Raw genomic sequence first — 16,434 nt, 5'->3', positions numbered from 1 at the left:
GCGACAGGTTGTCGTTTTACGACATTGCGTAGTACGTTTTGAGCATGGACTCGGTGACCCTGGCCAGGTGGCAGTTCGGCATCACGACCGTCTACCACTTCCTCTTTGTTCCGATCACCATCGCGATGTCGATGCTGGTCGCGGTTCTGCAGACGATGTGGGTCAAGACGGGCAAGGACGCCTATCTGAGACTCACCAAGTTCTTCGGCAAACTGTTCCTGATCAACTTCGCCCTCGGCGTGGTGACCGGCATCGTGCAGGAGTTCCAGTTCGGGATGAACTGGTCCGAGTACTCGCGCTTCGTCGGTGACGTCTTCGGCGCGCCGCTCGCGCTCGAGGCGCTGCTGGCCTTCTTCCTCGAGTCGACCTTCATCGGGCTGTGGATCTTCGGCTGGGACAAGCTGCCGAAGAAGATCCACCTCCTCACGATCTACGCCGCGGCGTTCGGCACCATGCTCTCGGCGATCTTCATCCTCGCCGCGAACTCGTGGATGCAGAACCCCGTCGGAACCACCTTCAACGAGGCGACCGGTCGCGCCGAGATCGCTGGCGTCGAGGGCTTCCTCGAGGTGCTGGCCAACCCGATCCTCTGGGTCACCTTCCCCCACGTGATCGCCTCCGCCTACATGGTCGCCGGTGGCCTGATCGCCGCCGTCGCCGGCTGGCACCTCGGAAAGATCCGCAAGGACGGCGAGGCCACACCTGGCGACGAGAAGACCTACCGGTTCGCCGTGAAGTTCGGCGCCTGGGTGATGCTGGCCGCCTCGGTCGCCACCGTCATCTCCGGCGACCAGCAGTCGCGGGCCATGACCGAGGTGCAGCCCATGAAGATGGCCGCGGCCGAGGGCCTGTTCAACACGACCGAGAACGCCCCCTTCTCGATCCTGACCATCGGCAACCGCGAGGGAACCGAGCAGGTGTTCGCGATCGAGATCCCCGGCCTGCTGTCGTTCATGTCCGGCCACGAGACGGTCAAGGGCATCAACGACCTGCGCGAGGAGTTCAAGGAGGACGGCTTCCGCCGCTTCGACGGCTCCCAGACGCAGCTGCAGCAGGAGTTCGCCGACCAGCTCGCCGCCAACTACCCGGACCTCGACCCGATGCCGAACATCCCGATCGCCTACTGGACGTTCCGTCTGATGATGGGCTTCGGCTTCGTCGGCATCGGCCTGTCGATCCTGACGCTGTGGCTGGTGCGCAAGGACAAGCTCCCGAAGCCTGGCCTCCCCTGGACCGTCGCCATGTTCGCGATGCCGCTGCTTCCGCTTTTCGGCATCTCCTTCGGCTGGATCTTCACCGAGATGGGGCGCCAGCCCTGGGTGGTGGCAGGTGTCCTGCCGACGGCAAGCGGCGTCTCGCCGACTGTGTCGGCCGGGACGGTGCTGTTCTCCCTGATCACGTTCACGCTGATCTACGGCGGCCTCGCCGTGCTGGAAGTCTGGCTGTTCCTCAAGTACGCGAAGAAGGGCCTGCCCGAGGTCGCGCCGGTTGAGGTACAGACGGATCCCGACGCTCCCCTGACCTTCGCGTACTGAGGACGGAACCGATCATGCTCACCCTGCTTGAAAGCACCGTCGCAGTCCCGACCCTCACCTGGGTCTGGTTCCTGCTCGTCGCCGTCCTCTGGCTCGGCTACTTCTTCCTCGAGGGCTTCGACTACGGCGTCGCCATGCTGATCCCCGTGCTCGGCAAGAACGAGAAGGACAAGCGCGTCATCGTCAACACCATCGGCCCCGTCTGGGACGGCAACGAGGTGTGGCTGCTGACCGCCGGCGGCGCCATGTTCGCCGCCTTCCCCGGCTGGTACGCCAGCCTCTTCTCCGGCCTCTACGTGCCCCTGCTGCTCGTCCTCGTGGGCCTCATCCTGCGCGGCGTGGCCTTCGAGTACCGCTCGAAGCACCCCGACACCGCCTACCGCACCATGCTCGACTGGTTCGCCACGATCGGCTCGTTCCTTCCCTCGCTGGTCTTCGGTGTCGGCTTCGCGAACTTCATCATCGGGTTGGCGAACGACGGGCTGCACTTCAACGGCTCGTTCTTCGGACTGTTCGGCCCGTTCGCCCTGCTCGGCGGCGTGATGCTCGTCGTGCTCTTCCTCGTGCACGGCGCGGCGTTCATCGCGCTCAAGACGAAGGGCCACATCCACGACAACGCAGAGTCGCTCGGCGCGAAGGGCGCCTGGCTCGCCGCGGCACTCGTGGCGCTGTTCGTGATCTGCCAGAACATTTTCTGGCCTGCGAAGTCTGAGTTCGGCGACTTCACCGTCTTCGCCTGGATCGCCGGGATCGTCTCGATCCTCGCCATCCTCGGCGCGGCGATCGCGCTGAACAAGGGCCGCGACGGCTGGGGCTTCCTCGGCACCGGCGTCTCGATCGTCGCACTGTTCGCCGGCGTCTTCCTCAAGATGTACGGCAACCTGGGCTTCGCCCAGGACGAGAGCATCGCCGTCACGGAGCGGCTCAACATGATCAGCGCAGCGTCCTCGCCGACGACGCTGACCATCATGACCTGGGCGGCCGTGATCTTCGTGCCGATCGTGATCGCCTACCAGTCCTGGTCCTACTGGGTCTTCCACAAGAGGATCTCGACCAAGAACATCCCGGACGAGGTGGAGACGGCCTACTGAGCCACACCTGACGCGAGGGCCCATCTCCGGACCGGGGATGGGCCCTTCGCACACCCGGGCTCCGGGACGGGAGCCCTTCCGCGAAGTGGGAGACTGAAGCAATGGCCGGACCGATCCACCCGAGGCTGCTCAGGCGCGCGAAGGCGACCAGGACGTTCCTGATCGCCAGCGTCGCCGTCGGCGTCGCGACAGCAGTGCTCCTGATTCTGCAGGCACGGCTACTCTCCGACTGGATCACCCGGGCCTTCGCCGAGCTGGCCTTCCCCCGCGGCTGGCAGGGCGCCCTGATCGCGCTGCTCGCTGTGTTCGCGGGGCGCGCCGTCCTCGCCTGGCTCAGCTCGGTGCTCGCCCACCGCAGCGCGGCGGAGGTGAAGTCGACGCTTCGCCGCGACGTGCTGAAGGCACGTCTGGCCACCCCGGTCGGCGGCGCCTCGTCCGCCTCGCTCGTGCGGACCCTCACCCAGGGCCTCGACTCCCTCGACGGCTACTTCTCCAAGTACCTCCCCCAGCTCGGCCTCGCGGCGACCGTTCCCTTCATCGTCGGCGCGGCCATCCTGTTCGCCGACTGGCAGTCGGCCCTGATCATCGTGTTCACCCTCCCCCTGATCCCCGTGTTCATGGCCCTGATCGGCTGGACGACAGAGAAGGCGACGAGAAAGAGCTTCGCGGTGGCGGACCGGCTCGCCAACCACTTCGCCGACCTGATCGCCGGCCTGCCGACGCTGCAGGCTTTCGCTCGGGCGAGGGCACAGAAGAAGGGAGTCGAGCTCGGCGAGGAGCAGTACCGCGAGGCCACCATGCGCACGCTGTACGTCTCGTTCCTCTCGTCCTTCGCGCTCGAGCTCCTCGCGACGCTTTCGGTGGCGATCGTCGCGGTGACGGTGGGCTTCCGCCTCGTCTACGGCGACGTCGACTTCCCCACCGCCCTCTTCGTGCTGATACTGGCCCCCGAGGCCTTCCTTCCTGTGCGCCAGGTCGGCGTCCACTTCCACGACTCGGCCGACGGTGTGGCCGCCGCCGACGCCGCGTTCGCCATCATCGACGAGGCGACCGAGACGACCGGCACCCTCCCCGCACCTTCCGGGGCGCTGGTCCTCGACCGGGTCTCCTACACCTATCCCGGGGGCGACTCCCCCGCCGTGGAGGACCTGTCGCTGCGGGTCGACCCGGGTGAGGTCGTCGCGCTCAGCGGTTCCTCCGGAGGCGGCAAGTCGACCGCACTTGCCATGGCCATGGGCTTCCTCTCCCCGGCGTCCGGCTCGGTGCTGGTCGGGGACCAGCCGCTGGCCGACGTCGACCTGCGTTCCTGGCGGCGCGAGCTCGCCTGGGTCGCGCAGGAGCCGGGGCTGCTCAACGGAACGGTCGGCGACAACGTCGCCCTCGGCTCCCCCGACGCAACGGCCGAGGACGTCGAGGCCGCCCTGCGCGACGCCGGTGCCGACTTCGGCCGGGACAAACCGGTAGGCGATGACGGCGAGGGGCTCTCGGCAGGCGAACTGCGCCGCGTCGCGCTCGCCCGCGCCCTTGTCCGGATCCGCCGTGGAGGCGCCCGCTACCTGATCCTCGACGAGCCGACAGCCGGCCTCGACGCCGAGACCGAGGCCCGGGTGATCGACGCGGTGCGCGACACCGGAGCCGGGGCGTTGATCGTCTCGCACCGCCCGGCGGTGCTCGAGGCGGCCGACCGCGTGGTCGAGGTGGTGCAGGCATGAGGCTCGTCTCCGACCTGATCGCGGCCGTCCCCAACGGTCGACGCCGCATGATCTGCGCCGTCCTGCTCGCGGCCCTCGCCTCCGCCTCCTCCGTGGCGCTGATGGGGGTCTCCGCCTGGCTGATCTCCTTCGCCGCGCTCGCCCCTCCGGTGCTGTATCTGCAGCCGGCGGCGGTCGGGGTGCGCGCCTTCGGCATCGCGCGCGGAGCGTTCCGCTACGTCGAGCGGATCGTCGGCCACGACGTGGCATTGCGGATGCAGGCGGCCCTCCGGGTGCGCGTCTACGACAAGCTGGCAGCCACGACGCTGATCGGCCGACGGCGCGGCGACCTGCTCACCCGCGTCGTCTCCGACGTGACCGCCATCCAGGACGTCGTGGTGCGCGTCGTGATCCCCTTCGCCTCCGCGGCGGTGGTCGTGATCGGCACAACGGTGATGCTCGCCGTGTTCAACGTTGCGAGCGCACTCGCCCTGCTTGTCACCGCCGTCCTCGCGGGCGTCGTCGCGCCGTTGTGGACGCAGCGGATGAGCTTGCGGCCGGACCAGGAGTCCGTCCCCACGCGTGGCCGGCTCGCCGACGGGATCCGCGAGCTGGCGCTCACCTCCACCGACCTGGTGGCCTACGACGCCGACGGGGAGGAACTCGACCGGCTGCTCGCCGTCGACGACGAACTGCGCAGACAAGAGTCAAGGGGCGCCTGGGTGCGCGGGATCGCGAACGGCGTCCAGATCCTCGCGGCGGGGATCGCCGTGGGCGCCGCGCTCATCTTCGGCACGGCCGCCATCTCCTCCGGGGCGCTCGACCCGCGCTTCCTCGCCGTCCTCGCGCTCACGCCGCTCGCCATGCACGAGGTGCTCAGCACCTTCGCCCAGGCGGCGCAGACCTACACCCGCGCCCGCTCAGCGCTCGACCGGATCACAGAGCTGCTCGACGAGCCGCCGGTAGGCACCGGCGACGTCACGCCGGGCACCGCTGCCGAGCCGGGCCTCACGCTGATCGACGCGACGGTCGGCTGGCCCACCTCGGGGCCGGTGCAGAGCGGCGTCGACCTGAGCGTCACGCCGGGCAGCAGGGTGGCGCTCGTCGGCCCTTCCGGGGTGGGCAAGACGACGATCGCGGCCACCGCCATGGGCCTGATCCCGCCGATCTCCGGTGAGGTGGTCCGCGGCGGCAGGGTCGGCTACCTGGAACAGGACGCGCACATCTTCGCCACGACGGTCGCCGAGAACGTGCGCATCGGGGACCGGGACGCCACGCCAGACCAGATCACGCTTGCCCTCACCCGCGCGGGCCTGCCGATCGACCCCGACCGGCGCATCGGAGAGGGCGGGGGCACCCTCTCGGGAGGCGAGCGCCGCAGGCTCGCCCTCTCCCGGCTGCTCGTCGGCGAGCACGACCTGATCATCCTCGATGAGCCCACCGAGCACCTTGACCGGGAGACCGCCGATGCGCTGATGCGCGACGTGTGGGCGGCCTTCGACGGCGACCCGGTGCTGGTGATCACCCACGACCCGGACGTGGTCGCCGCCTGCGACCGGACGCACCGCCTGTCGCGCTGAGCCCGAGCTAGTCCCGCCAGCCCTCGGCCAGCGTCCGCGCCGCCTTGGCGAGGACCACCTCCGTCTCCTCGAGCGCGCGGCCCCCGTGCAGCTCGGACAGCGAACGAGCCGCGGCGAGCGCGGAGGTGTCGGCCTCGATCCTGCCTGCGATCACCGCGACCCTGTGGTCGCCCGCGAGGTCGCGCACGACGGAGACGGCCTTGCCTGAGCCGCTCTGCGCGTCGAAGCTCCCCTCACCTGTCACCACGAGGTCGCAGCCGTCGATCGCGCGGTCGAGACCGATCGCCTCGGCCACGCGCCGAGCACCCGAGGCAGTCTCCGCGCCCCACCACTGCAACGCGTAGCCGACCCCGCCCGCCGCCCCCGAACCCGGCGCGTCGACGTCCGCGCCGAGCAGGCGCGCCCAGCTAGCGAGGTTGGCGTCCAACTCGTCCACCAGCGAGGCGCCTCCCTTCTGCGGCCCGAAGACGGCGGCCGCGCCATCGGTCCCGAGGAGCGGGTTGGTCACATCGCAGAGGATCGTGGCGCCGCCCGTGGGAGGGCGGAGCGGGCTGCCTCCGAGCGCGACGATGTCGGGCAGCTCCACATTGCCGGGACGCTCGACAAGGGCCCCTCCCGCGTCCAGCAGTTCCACCCCGAGCGCGGAGAGCAACCCCGCCCCGCCGTCGGTGGAGGCGCTGCCGCCGATGCCGAGCAGCAGCCGTTCCACGCCCGCCTCGAGGGCCGCGCGGATCGCGAGCCCGAAGCCGACGGTGTGCGCCTGCCTCGGCGCGAGGTGCTCGATGGTCAGCAGCCCGCAGCACTCGGCGAGCTCGACCACCCCCGTCCCGTCCGGCAGGCGCACCCAAGAGGCCACGCGGGGGCCGCCGAGCGCGTCGACGACGGCGACCGGCACGCGGATCGCCCCCGTCAGCGTCTCGAACGCGTCGAGGGTGCCCTCACCCCCGTCCGCCATGGGTGCGAGCACCAGGTCGTCGTCCGGTCTCGCCCGCCGCCACCCGGTGGCGATGGCCTGTGCGGCCGCAGCCGCCATCACGGTGCCTTTGAACGAATCAGGGGCTATCACCACGCGCATGACTAGACGCTACTGCGCCCACGGCCCGCACACCACGGGTTGGCGGCTCTGCTGCGGTGGACACTCATTCGATAGAGTGACGGGGTGATCCAAGCAGCCCACGGCGGTCAGCGCCCCTTGAAGGTGGCGCAGTTCACTGACAACTACGGGCCTGGCAGCAACGGCCTGATGTACGCCGTCCAGCAGCTGGAGGGCAACCTGCTCGACGCAGGCGACGAGGTGATCGTCGTCGCCCCGGCGGCCAAGGGACCGAACCCGCACCACGGGAGGGCCGGTCGCACCGAGATCCGGCTGCCGTCGGTGAAGGTGCCGAAGATGCCCACCCGCGTCGCGAGCGGCAGGCACTTCGACAAGACGATGGACAAGATCGCCGACCTGCGGCCGGACGTGATCCACGTGCACGGCTTCGGCACTGTCGGCGCCCTCGGCACCTGGATCGCCCGCAGGCTCGACATCCCCATGCTGCTGACCTGGCACACCGACTTCGACGCCTACGCCGACCACTACTCCGCCGTCCTTCCCCTCCTGACCGGCGTGGTGAAGGCGTTCGCCCGGCTGACGAAGGGCGAGGTGCTCGACTCCCACGACCTGCGCCTCGCCGAGGTCCGCTACGAGGACCGGGGCAGGTCGACCGCCCTGCTGCTCGGCCTGTGCCAGAAGATGCTCGAGACGGCCGACCTCGTCACCACCCCTTCACCGAAGACCGCCGACCGGTGTCGCCTGATCTCGACCAACGCCAACATCCGGGTCGTGCCGAACGGCGTCGATCCGCTGCCACCCGGCCCCCCACCGTTCGAGCATCCGGACGGACCGCTCGTGCTCTACGTCGGCCGGATCGCCCCGGAGAAGGGCATCCCGCTGCTCGCCGACGCCTTCACGCTCGTGCACGCGCAGCGTCCCGGCGCCCGGTTGTGCGTCGTGGGCGACTGGGAACGCTACTCGCACATCCGCAAGGTGCTGGCCGCCGGGCGCGACGGCGGGCGGGTCATCCTCCCGGGCGAGCAGAAGCGGGACGCTCTCGGGGCGTACTACGGCATGGCCGACGTGTTCGCCTTCCCGTCGCTGACCGACACCCAGGCGCTCGTGCTGCACGAGGCCGCCCTCGCGGGGCTGCCAATCGTCTCCGTCGACCACGAACTGCAGCTGGTGATCGAGCCAGGGGTCAACGGCGAGATCACCCGCCCGACTGCCGCGTCGCTTGCGGCGGGCCTGCTGCGCGTGATCGACCGGCTCGACGACGAGGACTGGACGCGCAACGCGTCGCGCCGCTCCGTGCAGCTGGCGTCGCAGTGGACGATCGAATCCCAGGCGCAGGCCATGCTGCAGATCTACGCAGAGGTCGCGGCGGGCGCGCTGATCCCGCGCTGAACGCGCAGGCCGTCAGCGTGTTGGGCCGAAGCGCTCCACGAGAAGGGCGAACACGTCCTCGGCCAGCTGGCGCGACGTGGGGCGATCGGCCGTCGCCGAGGAGGAATCCTCGGCCGAGGCGAACTCCTCACGGATGATCCGCCGGACCGGCTCGGGGACCGGCGCGGTCCCGAGTTCGCGGGTGACGGCCTTCTCGGCGACCATGACCTCGACCGCCTCCGCAACGGCCTGATCCACGGGAGCCTCGGCGATCAGGTCGGCCAGCCGCATGGGCGGCACCGGCCTGCCGTGCAGCCGCATCCACCGCAGCGCGAGGGCTGGGCGCAGCGCGTAGAAGACGCGCTTCGAGATCGCCTCGCCTCCCTCTGCGGCACCCGACGACTCCCACGCGTGGGCGCCGAGCCGCAGATAGTGGTTGCGCACTGCCGCCGGGTCTGCGACCCGCTCGCAGAGCGCGGGCAGGGTGCCCGCGAAGTCGGGATCGCCGAAGTAGATCAGCGGCGAACGGAGCCACTCGAGGACCGTCACGTTTCCGCGCACGGCGAGCTCGACACCCTTGATCAGGTCCCAGCCGTTGACGTCGAAGACCTCGTCGAGCGGGGTCTCGATGACGTCGCGCCTGCGCCAGGGGCTCAGGTACTGGGAGGCGGGGCGCACGTAGAGGAAGCGGCAGTCGTAGTCGCTGTCCGGAGGGGAACCCCCAGGCACGGCTCCCCGACTCGATCGCCCAGGGGATGGCGACGCCCTCGTCGGAGGCGACGGCGTCGAGACGGGCGATGATGGTGTCGACGACGACCGGGTCGAAGTCGTCGGTCAGGCTGCTGATCATGGATCACCTCCCCCTCGACTTCCACCCTAGATGTACCCGGCCATCAGGTTGGTAGCACCCGGCTGATCGGGGGCTTGCCTCCGAGTGCGCTGTGGTGACGTTCAGTGTTGTAGTACTCGATCCATGGTGCAAGATGACGGGGTGGCGATCGTCCAGTACGGGCCCTCTACGATGCGCCTGGACGGGATCTCGCTGCGTGTCGAGACGGACTATCCGTACGATCCGGAGGTCAGGGTGAGCATCGACGAGGCAGAGGTCCCCTTCGCGCTCGACCTGCGCATCCCGGCCTGGGCCGAGGGCGCCACCGTGGACGGCTCACCTGTCGCACCGGGCGCGCACCGGGTCGAGGGCGTGTCCGCGGGTGACGTGGTGGTGCTGCGGCTGCCGCTCGAGCCCCGCATAACACGCCCGGACAGCCGGATCGACGCAGTGCGCGGCACCATCGCCGTCGAGCGGGGGCCATTCGTGCTCTGCGCGGAGTCGGTGGACCTGCCGGGAGACCTGAGCGTCAACGAGTTGGTCGTTGACGCGGATGCGGGCGTCGAAGCGCTCGGCGCCGGGGCCGTCGTGCGGGGTCGACGCCTCTCGGCCGCCGACGCAGGGTGGCCGTACGGAGGTGAGGCCGGAGCCGCAACGGGCGAGGCCTTCGACGTGCCGCTGATTCCCTACCACTCCTGGGCCAACCGCGGCCCTTCGACGATGCGGGTCTGGCTGCCCGGGTCCTGACCGCCGCGCCTCGACGGCAGCACCACCGATCTGGTGCCGCCGTCGGCCTTCGTCAGCCCGCCCTTGTCAGGAGGCCGGACATCTTGTCCGCGATGGTGGTCATGGCGCGTTCGGGGACGAGCCTGGTGAACCACCATCACCCGCGCGTCCCTGCCGACGAGCACCCGGTAGGCACCTTTCTCGATCCCATTCGCGATGATGATCTCCGCGGCCTCCGCGGGGGTGAGCACCTTCTGGTTCGCCGCGTTGTCGTTGGCGCCCGCGACGGCCGGGACGTGCACATCGCTGTTCTGGGTGATGCTCGAGGGCCGGAGGGGCGGGGGTCCCAGGCTCAGCGGCCGGTCATGTCCCGGGGAACGACCCAGGCATCGAAGTCCTCGGCACTGACGCCGTTGGCAAGGGCCGACTCGCGCAGCGAGGTGCCCTCCCTGTGCGCCTGCTTGGCGATCTTGGCTGCGTTGTCGTAGCCGATGTGCGGGTTGAGGGCGGTGACCTGCATCAGGTTCGAGTCGAGGTTCTCCCTGATCCGCTCCAGGTTCGGCTCGATGCCCACCGCGCAATGGTCGGTGAACGAGACGCAGGCGTCGGAGATGAGCCGGATCGACTCGAGCACGGCGTGCGACATCACCGGCTTGAAGACGTTGAGCTGGAAGTTGCCCTGGGAGCCGGCGAAGCCGACCGTCGCGTCATTGCCGAAGACCCGGGCCACCACCATGGTCATCGCCTCCGACTGGGTGGGGTTCACCTTGCCCGGCATGATCGAGCTTCCCGGCTCGTTCTCCGGGATGGTGATCTCCCCGATGCCGTTGCGCGGACCGCTCGCGTACCAGCGCACATCGTTGGCGATCTTCATGAGCGCTCCGGCGAGGACGCGGAGCGCCCCGCTCACCTCGACGAGCGAATCATGGGCGCTGAGCGCGGCGAAGAGGTTGTCTGCCTGGCGGAACTCGAGCCCGGTCTCCTGGCTGATCTTCTCCGCGGCGAGCGCTCCGAAGGCGGGATTGGCGTTGAGGCCGGTGCCGACCGCGGTGCCGCCGATCGCCAGATCACGTGCCCGCCCGTCCGCCGTCCTGATCCCCTCCACCGCGAAGTCGAGCTGGGCCACCCACCCGCCGATCACCTGTCCGAGGCGCACCGGTGTCGCGTCCTGGAGGTGGGTGCGCCCCACCATGACGACATCGTCGAAAGCCTCCGCCTTCTCCGCGAGCACATCGCGCAGTCGGGCGACGCTGTCGTAGAGGCGGGAGTTCAGTTCGCTGACCACGGCGATGTGCATCGCGGTGGGGAACGTGTCGTTGGAGGACTGGCCGCGGTTCACGTCGTCATTGGGGTGGACGGGCGTCTTGGAGCCCAGTACCCCGCCTGCGAGCTCGATCGCCCGGTTCGAGATGACCTCGTTGGAGTTCATGTTGGACTGCGTGCCGGATCCGGTCTGGAAGACCACGAGCGGGAAGTGGTCGTCGAGCCTGCCCTCGATCACCTCATCGGCCGCGCGGACGATCAGGTCGGCCGTCTCCCGGGGAAGCTCGCCCAGCTCGGCGTTGGCCTGTGCGGCCGCCTTCTTCAGCACGCCGAGCGCGCGGATCATGTCGCGCCCCCAGACGAAGGTGTCGCGGCCGATGTCGAAGTTGTGCAGGCTGCGCTCAGTCTGCGCTCCCCAGTACTGGTCCTCTGCGACCTCGATCTCACCCATGGAGTCTTTTTCGATGCGATTGCCCATGTCACGACGGTACCCGCTCCGGCGCTGCTGCGGGAGCCCTCGGCAGCCATCCGTGGCGGGGATAAAAAAGGGCCCGGCCCGCTGCTCTTGGGGGGCGGCAGCGGGCCGGGCGGCTCTTGGGGGCCCATTTCAGGGCCACTTTGGGTACTTTACCAGATACTGGTGGTCCCGATTTTCCCGGGACCGATATCGGTGACTATCCGACCACCTGGTAGTTGACCGTGATCACTCCCGCGGAGGTTCCACCAATAGCCTGCATCGCTGCGCGCGAGAGGTCAAGGCAACGCCCCGAAATGTACGGACCTCGATCATTGATTCGCACGATCACCGACTTGTTGTTGCTCGGGTTGGTCACCTTCACGCGCGTGTTGAACGGGAGCGACTTGTGCGCTGCGGTCAGGTCGTTGGTGTTGAACTGCTCACCGTTGGCCGTCATCTGGCCCTGCCAGTAGTAGGACGCCTTGCAGGAGGAACCGACGGCGGGCGTCAGATTCTCGTTGGACGAGCCACTCGTGGACGGCTCATCGGTCGCCTCGGGCTTCTCCTCGACGACCACCTTCGTGCCGACCGTCGTCACCTCGTCGACCGGCTCGGTGTCGACGACCGTCGACTTCAGGGTGGAGCTGACCAGCTTGTCGTCGTTGTAGACGTCGGTGTAGGTCTCGGTCGCCTTGCCCTTGACGCCCTCGGTGGTGACCTTCTCCTTGCCCTTCTCGAGCTTTTCGGACTTGACTTCCTTCTTCTCGAACGGAAGTTCCTTTGCCTTGGTGGAGGTCTTCACGTCGACCTTGACGAAGGCGATCTTCAGCCCGTCGGTCAGCACGATGTCGGCGGCCGGGGTGAGCTTGTCGTCCGCGTCGGGCTTGATGCCCTGCTTGTCGAGCACGTCCTGGACGGTGCCCGCGAGCCTGACCGGGGTCGCCTTGCCTGCGGCCGTGAGGGTGACGTCCTTCGCCGTGGCGATCTCCAGGTCGAGACCTTCGCGCCCGATGCCGGCGGAGCGGGTGGCCGACAGCTTCGAGTCGGTCTCGTCGAGACGGAGCTGCTCAAGGGCGTCGCCCACGTTGCGGGCGGTGGTCCACACCGTGCGCTCCTCGCCGTCGACGGTGAGCTGCAGGGGGCGGCCGTAGGCGACGGAGATGTTGAGACCGTCGGTGATCTCGGTGTCGGCGGCCGGCAGCACCACGTCGTGGGCGCCGAGCTCGATGCCCTCAAGCTCGAGCACCTCGGCGACCGTGCGCTCGCGCACCGCGATCGTCGAGACTTCGCCGTCGACCGAGACCTGCACGTCGTTCTTGTGCAGGGCCGTCGCCGCGGCGACGCCACCGACGACGGCGAGCGCGACGCCACCAGCGATTGCGGGAATGAGGACCTTTGCCATCGGGGGTGTTCTCCAGAAGATCTGAGGGATGGCCCGGGGTGCCGGACGCGCTAATCCTAAGCCTTTCCTGAGGGATTCCCAAACGAATCCTGAAGATTCTCAGGAAGTGCGCCGTGGCGGGCATGACAAGAGCCCCTGCCGCGAGCGGCAGGGGCTCCGGCGGCGATGGCTCAGGCCTCGACGACCGTGTACTCGCCGGCCTCGCGCACGGCCTCGACGATGGAGTCGAACGGGATGCGCTCGTCGGACTCGATCGCCATGGCGCCACCCTCCAGGCTGACGCTGACGTTCTTGACGCCCTCCACCTCCTTGACCTCCTCGGTCACGTGGTTGACGCAGTTGCCACAGGTCATGCCGGTGACGGTGTAGTTGCTGATCACGGGTTCCTCCTACTTCACAAGGCGCTTGATGGCCTGCATTGCCTCTTCGAGTTTCGCATCGGCCTCCGGGCCACCCTGACGGGCGGCATCGGCGACGCAGTGCTCAAGATGGTCCTCCAGCAGCCCGAGCGAGACCGCCTTCAGCGCGCTCGTCACGGCCGCGACCTGGGTCAGGATGTCGATGCAGTACTGGTCGTTCTCCACCATGCGCGCGATGCCGCGCGTCTGCCCCTCGATGAGCTTCAGGCGCCGCAGATAGCTCGCCTTCTCGGGCGCGTATCCGTACTCGACGTGACAGGACTGCTGCTCGACGCTCTCTGACATGGACCCTCCTTCGATGGGTCCATGATACCCCCCTGGGGTAAGCGCCACAACAACGTTTCCGCCGCCCCGGGCGCGGTCGCCACGGGCGTCGCGGCAGCCCTACGGGCACCTCACGGCACGGTCCTCCCGGTTTTGTCCACACACAACCCACATGGCCTGTGGATAACCCGCGACGGCGACGCGCCCGAACGCGTGGGAACATCGCCCATAGCAGATGGCCGGTCGACACGTCCAGCCGTCTCGCATCACCGCATCGCCCCTTGTGAATGCCGATTCAAGGCGCGCCCCTCGGACCCCGTCCGCCGTTCGGCCACACAGCGAGGGGTCGCCTCGGCCGCGCAGGCGAGGGCGCGACGGCGATTTGTGGACAAATCTCCCGAGTCGGGGTTTATAACAATTTGGTGACGCTGGTTTCACGCTCAGCGCACGCCGTCGTCCACACCTCCAGTACGGCCCGGTTGCCACTTGTGCACAGCTGTCCACAGCCCGCCCACAGGGTTGCGAACAGGCAGCCGGGAACGCTGGTTCGAAACTGTCTGGACGGTGTCCTAACCTGAGTCCTGCCCTGAAGAATCCGCGCAGGAGGTGCCATGACCCAGGCTCCCGTCTACGACGACCGTGAGCTGGACCGCACCCCGCCCCAGGATCTCGCGGCCGAGCAGAGTGTGCTCGGCGCCATGATGATGTCGAAGGACGCCATCTCCGATGTGGTCGAGGTGCTGCGCGGCGTCGACTTCTACCGGCCGAACCACGAGACCATCTTCGACGCCATCATCAACCTCTACGGCCGAGGCGAGCCGGCCGATCCGATCACGGTCGCCGGCGAACTGGGCAAGTCCGGCCAACTGTCGAAGGTCGGCGGCGCCGTCTACCTGCACGACCTCCTCTCCAGCGTCTCCATCGCTGCCAACGCCCCCTACTACGCCGAGATCGTGCGGGACAAGGCGGTCCTGCGGCGCCTGGTCAACGCGTCGATCCGCATCGCGCAGCTCGGCTACCAGGGCCAGGGCGAGGTCGACAAGATCGTCGACGAGGCCCAGCAGACGCTCTTCGAGGTCACCGAGAAGAAGGCCTCGGAGGACTACAAGTCGCTGCGCGAGCTGATCGAGCCCACCTTCGACGAGATCGAGTCGATCCAGAACTCCGGTGACGGGATCTCGGGCGTTCCCACCGGGTTCACGGAGCTCGACCGGATCACCAACGGCTTCCACGGCGGGCAGATGATCATCGTCGCCGCCCGCCCCGGCGTCGGCAAGTCGACCTTCGCGCTCGACATCTGCCGCAGCGCGGCCATCCACCACAACCTCACCGCCGCGTTCTTCTCGCTCGAGATGAGCCGGACGGAGATCGTGATGAAGGTGCTCAGCGCCGAGGCGTCCATCCCGCTGAACCGCATCCGCGGCGGTGGCGCGAAGATGGACGAGTCCGACTGGCAGCGCATCACAGACAAGGCGGCGATCCTCGCCGAGAAGAACTTCTTCATCGACGACTCACCCAACCTGACCATGATGGAGATCCGCGCGAAGGCCCGCCGCCTGAAGCAGCGCAACGACCTGCAGCTGCTCGCCATCGACTACATCCAGCTGATGAGCTCCGGCAAGAAGGTCGAGTCGCGCCAGCTCGAGGTCTCCGAGTTCTCCCGCCAGATCAAGCTGATCGCCAAGGAGCTCGAGATCCCCGTGATCGCGCTGTCCCAGCTCTCCCGTAACACGGAGCAGCGCAAAGACGGCGTCCCCCAGCTCTCCGATCTGCGAGAATCGGGTTCGCTCGAGCAGGACGCCGACATGGTGATCATGCTGCACCGCCCGGAGATGTACTCGCAGAACCCGACCGACGACGAGCGCGGCCTCGCCACCTTCCACATCCCGAAGCACCGCAACGGCGAGACGGGCAAGATCGACGCCCTGTTCCAGGGCCACTACAGCCGTTTCACCAACGCGCCCATCTAGGTCTGACGAGCGCGCACCTTCCCGGAACCGACGTAGAGTGGCTGGACCGAAGCCGCCGCTTTCGAAGGAGCCGTCGATGATCCCGGCCGATACCGCGTGGCGCTGGGACTATGTGGACTCGCTGGTGCGCCGCTGGTTCCCGCCTGGCGAGCAGGCTGCCGAACCCGATCTGAGCGATGCGGCGCGACGCCTGGGGCCGCTCTCCCCCGCGCTCGCCGCCCTGGCGGCCAGGGCCGCGCGACACGACGTGTGGGGCGTTCAGGACACCGTCCTTGCGCCCGATGCCTGGCGGCCCGAGGACACCCACCTCGTCATCGCGCGCGAGGCGCAGGGCGTCACTGAGTGGGCAGTCCCCCTCAGCGAGATCGCCGCCGACGACCCGCCGGTCGACCTGCGCGACCCCGACTCCGGACGGTGGGTGCGCGAGTTCTCAAGCGTCTCCGAGTTCGCCGTCGGGTGGGTCCTGCTCGCGGTGAAGTTCTCCGGTGCCGACCTGCCGCGGGCCAACGGCCAGGTCCCGTACGAGGCGGTCGACCGGCTGCGCGCTGAGTTCGACGTGCTGTCACTGCGGATCACCTGGCCGGCCGACCCCACCTGGTTCGCCTCCCTCCCCGACGCCCTCGTCGAGGTCGACGGCGGCGCCTGGGCCTGGGTGACGGCCCGCGACCGCGGGGCCTACGAGGCCGCGATGACTGAGCTCACCAGGCTCGGGATGGAGCTCGACGAGTCCGCCTGATCCCCGACATTTCATCGTGCCGTAAGCCCGGGCAGTCGGCAGCCACCAC

15 protein-coding genes and 1 pseudogene are annotated in these 16,434 nt (G+C 68.6%); 8 read left to right on the top strand and 8 right to left on the bottom strand.

Annotated features, from left to right (window positions below):
- Window positions 1-44: 44 nt before the first annotated feature.
- The 4 genes from BW733_RS09755 to cydC all read left to right on the top strand — a co-directional run bounded on the left by BW733_RS09755 (window position 45) and on the right by cydC (window position 5,897).
- Complete coding sequence (locus BW733_RS09755) at window positions 45-1,535, top strand: cytochrome ubiquinol oxidase subunit I (protein ID WP_077350063.1); 1,491 nt, start codon at window positions 45-47, stop codon at window positions 1,533-1,535.
- 14 nt (window positions 1,536-1,549) lie between these two features.
- Entirely contained in the window at window positions 1,550-2,626 is a 1,077-nt protein-coding gene (gene cydB / locus BW733_RS09750) for a cytochrome d ubiquinol oxidase subunit II (RefSeq protein ID WP_077350061.1), read from the top strand.
- Window positions 2,627-2,727: 101 nt separating this feature from the next.
- Window positions 2,728-4,338, top strand: a complete 1,611-nt coding sequence (gene cydD, locus BW733_RS09745; protein WP_077350059.1) for a thiol reductant ABC exporter subunit CydD — start codon at window positions 2,728-2,730, stop codon at window positions 4,336-4,338.
- Window positions 4,335-5,897, top strand: a complete 1,563-nt coding sequence (gene cydC, locus BW733_RS09740; protein WP_077350057.1) for a thiol reductant ABC exporter subunit CydC — start codon at window positions 4,335-4,337, stop codon at window positions 5,895-5,897. The genes cydD and cydC overlap by 4 nt, the downstream gene beginning before the upstream one ends.
- 7 nt (window positions 5,898-5,904) lie before the next feature.
- On the opposite strand, the gene BW733_RS09735 is transcribed toward cydC, so the two are convergent.
- Window positions 5,905-6,972 (bottom strand): glycerate kinase, encoded by a 1,068-nt coding sequence (locus tag BW733_RS09735; RefSeq protein ID WP_077350055.1) that lies wholly within the window; start codon window positions 6,970-6,972, stop codon window positions 5,905-5,907.
- Between the two features lie 84 nt (window positions 6,973-7,056).
- Here BW733_RS09735 and BW733_RS09730 point away from each other — a divergent pair, with 84 nt between their 5' ends.
- Window positions 7,057-8,340, top strand: a complete 1,284-nt coding sequence (locus BW733_RS09730; RefSeq protein ID WP_077350053.1) for a glycosyltransferase — start codon at window positions 7,057-7,059, stop codon at window positions 8,338-8,340.
- Between the two features lie 12 nt (window positions 8,341-8,352).
- Here BW733_RS09730 and BW733_RS09725 read toward each other — a convergent pair.
- Together BW733_RS09725 and BW733_RS09720 are read right to left on the bottom strand one after the other, a co-directional pair.
- Window positions 8,353-9,169: pseudogene (locus BW733_RS09725) on the bottom strand (nucleotidyltransferase domain-containing protein).
- 43 nt (window positions 9,170-9,212) lie between these two features.
- Window positions 9,213-9,290, bottom strand: coding sequence for a hypothetical protein (locus tag BW733_RS09720; RefSeq protein ID WP_077352874.1), 78 nt, complete (start codon window positions 9,288-9,290; stop codon window positions 9,213-9,215).
- A gap of 2 nt (window positions 9,291-9,292) precedes the next feature.
- Here BW733_RS09720 and BW733_RS09715 point away from each other — a divergent pair, with 2 nt between their 5' ends.
- Window positions 9,293-9,895: a glycoside hydrolase family 127 protein gene (locus BW733_RS09715; RefSeq protein ID WP_077350051.1), complete on the top strand. Its 603-nt coding sequence runs from the start codon at window positions 9,293-9,295 to the stop codon at window positions 9,893-9,895.
- On the opposite strand, the gene BW733_RS09710 is transcribed toward BW733_RS09715, so the two are convergent.
- From BW733_RS09710 to BW733_RS09690, 5 genes are all read right to left on the bottom strand, one after another.
- Window positions 9,835-10,176 carry a hypothetical protein gene (locus tag BW733_RS09710; protein WP_077350049.1) on the bottom strand — a complete coding sequence of 114 codons (342 nt, stop codon included), beginning with the start codon at window positions 10,174-10,176 and terminating at the stop codon, window positions 9,835-9,837. The two genes, BW733_RS09715 and BW733_RS09710, sit on opposite strands and share 61 nt — an antisense overlap.
- Before the next feature lie 50 nt (window positions 10,177-10,226).
- Window positions 10,227-11,615, bottom strand: coding sequence for a class II fumarate hydratase (fumC, locus tag BW733_RS09705; RefSeq protein ID WP_077350047.1), 1,389 nt, complete (start codon window positions 11,613-11,615; stop codon window positions 10,227-10,229).
- 196 nt (window positions 11,616-11,811) lie between these two features.
- The gene (locus tag BW733_RS09700) at window positions 11,812-12,996 is read right to left on the bottom strand and encodes a septal ring lytic transglycosylase RlpA family protein (RefSeq protein ID WP_077350045.1); all 1,185 of its coding nucleotides are present in this window, start codon (window positions 12,994-12,996) and stop codon (window positions 11,812-11,814) included.
- A 170-nt stretch (window positions 12,997-13,166) separates the two neighbouring features.
- Window positions 13,167-13,376, bottom strand: a complete 210-nt coding sequence (locus BW733_RS09695) for a heavy-metal-associated domain-containing protein (protein WP_202970168.1) — start codon at window positions 13,374-13,376, stop codon at window positions 13,167-13,169.
- Between the two features lie 9 nt (window positions 13,377-13,385).
- Entirely contained in the window at window positions 13,386-13,700 is a 315-nt protein-coding gene (locus tag BW733_RS09690; protein WP_077350043.1) for a metal-sensitive transcriptional regulator, read from the bottom strand.
- 590 nt (window positions 13,701-14,290) lie between these two features.
- Between BW733_RS09690 and dnaB the strand changes: the two genes are divergently transcribed.
- Together dnaB and BW733_RS09680 are read left to right on the top strand one after the other, a co-directional pair.
- Window positions 14,291-15,649: a replicative DNA helicase gene (dnaB, locus tag BW733_RS09685; RefSeq protein ID WP_077350042.1), complete on the top strand. Its 1,359-nt coding sequence runs from the start codon at window positions 14,291-14,293 to the stop codon at window positions 15,647-15,649.
- 76 nt (window positions 15,650-15,725) lie between these two features.
- On the top strand, window positions 15,726-16,385 hold the full coding sequence (locus BW733_RS09680; RefSeq protein ID WP_077350040.1) for a hypothetical protein: 660 nt from the start codon (window positions 15,726-15,728) through the stop codon (window positions 16,383-16,385).
- Window positions 16,386-16,434: the final 49 nt, after the last annotated feature.

The sequence above is a fragment of the Tessaracoccus flavescens genome (assembly GCF_001998865.1).
Lineage (GTDB): Bacteria > Actinomycetota > Actinomycetes > Propionibacteriales > Propionibacteriaceae > Arachnia > Arachnia flavescens.
The sequence above is the reverse complement of the archived record's forward strand: the minus strand, read 5'-3'. Positions and strand labels throughout refer to the sequence as shown.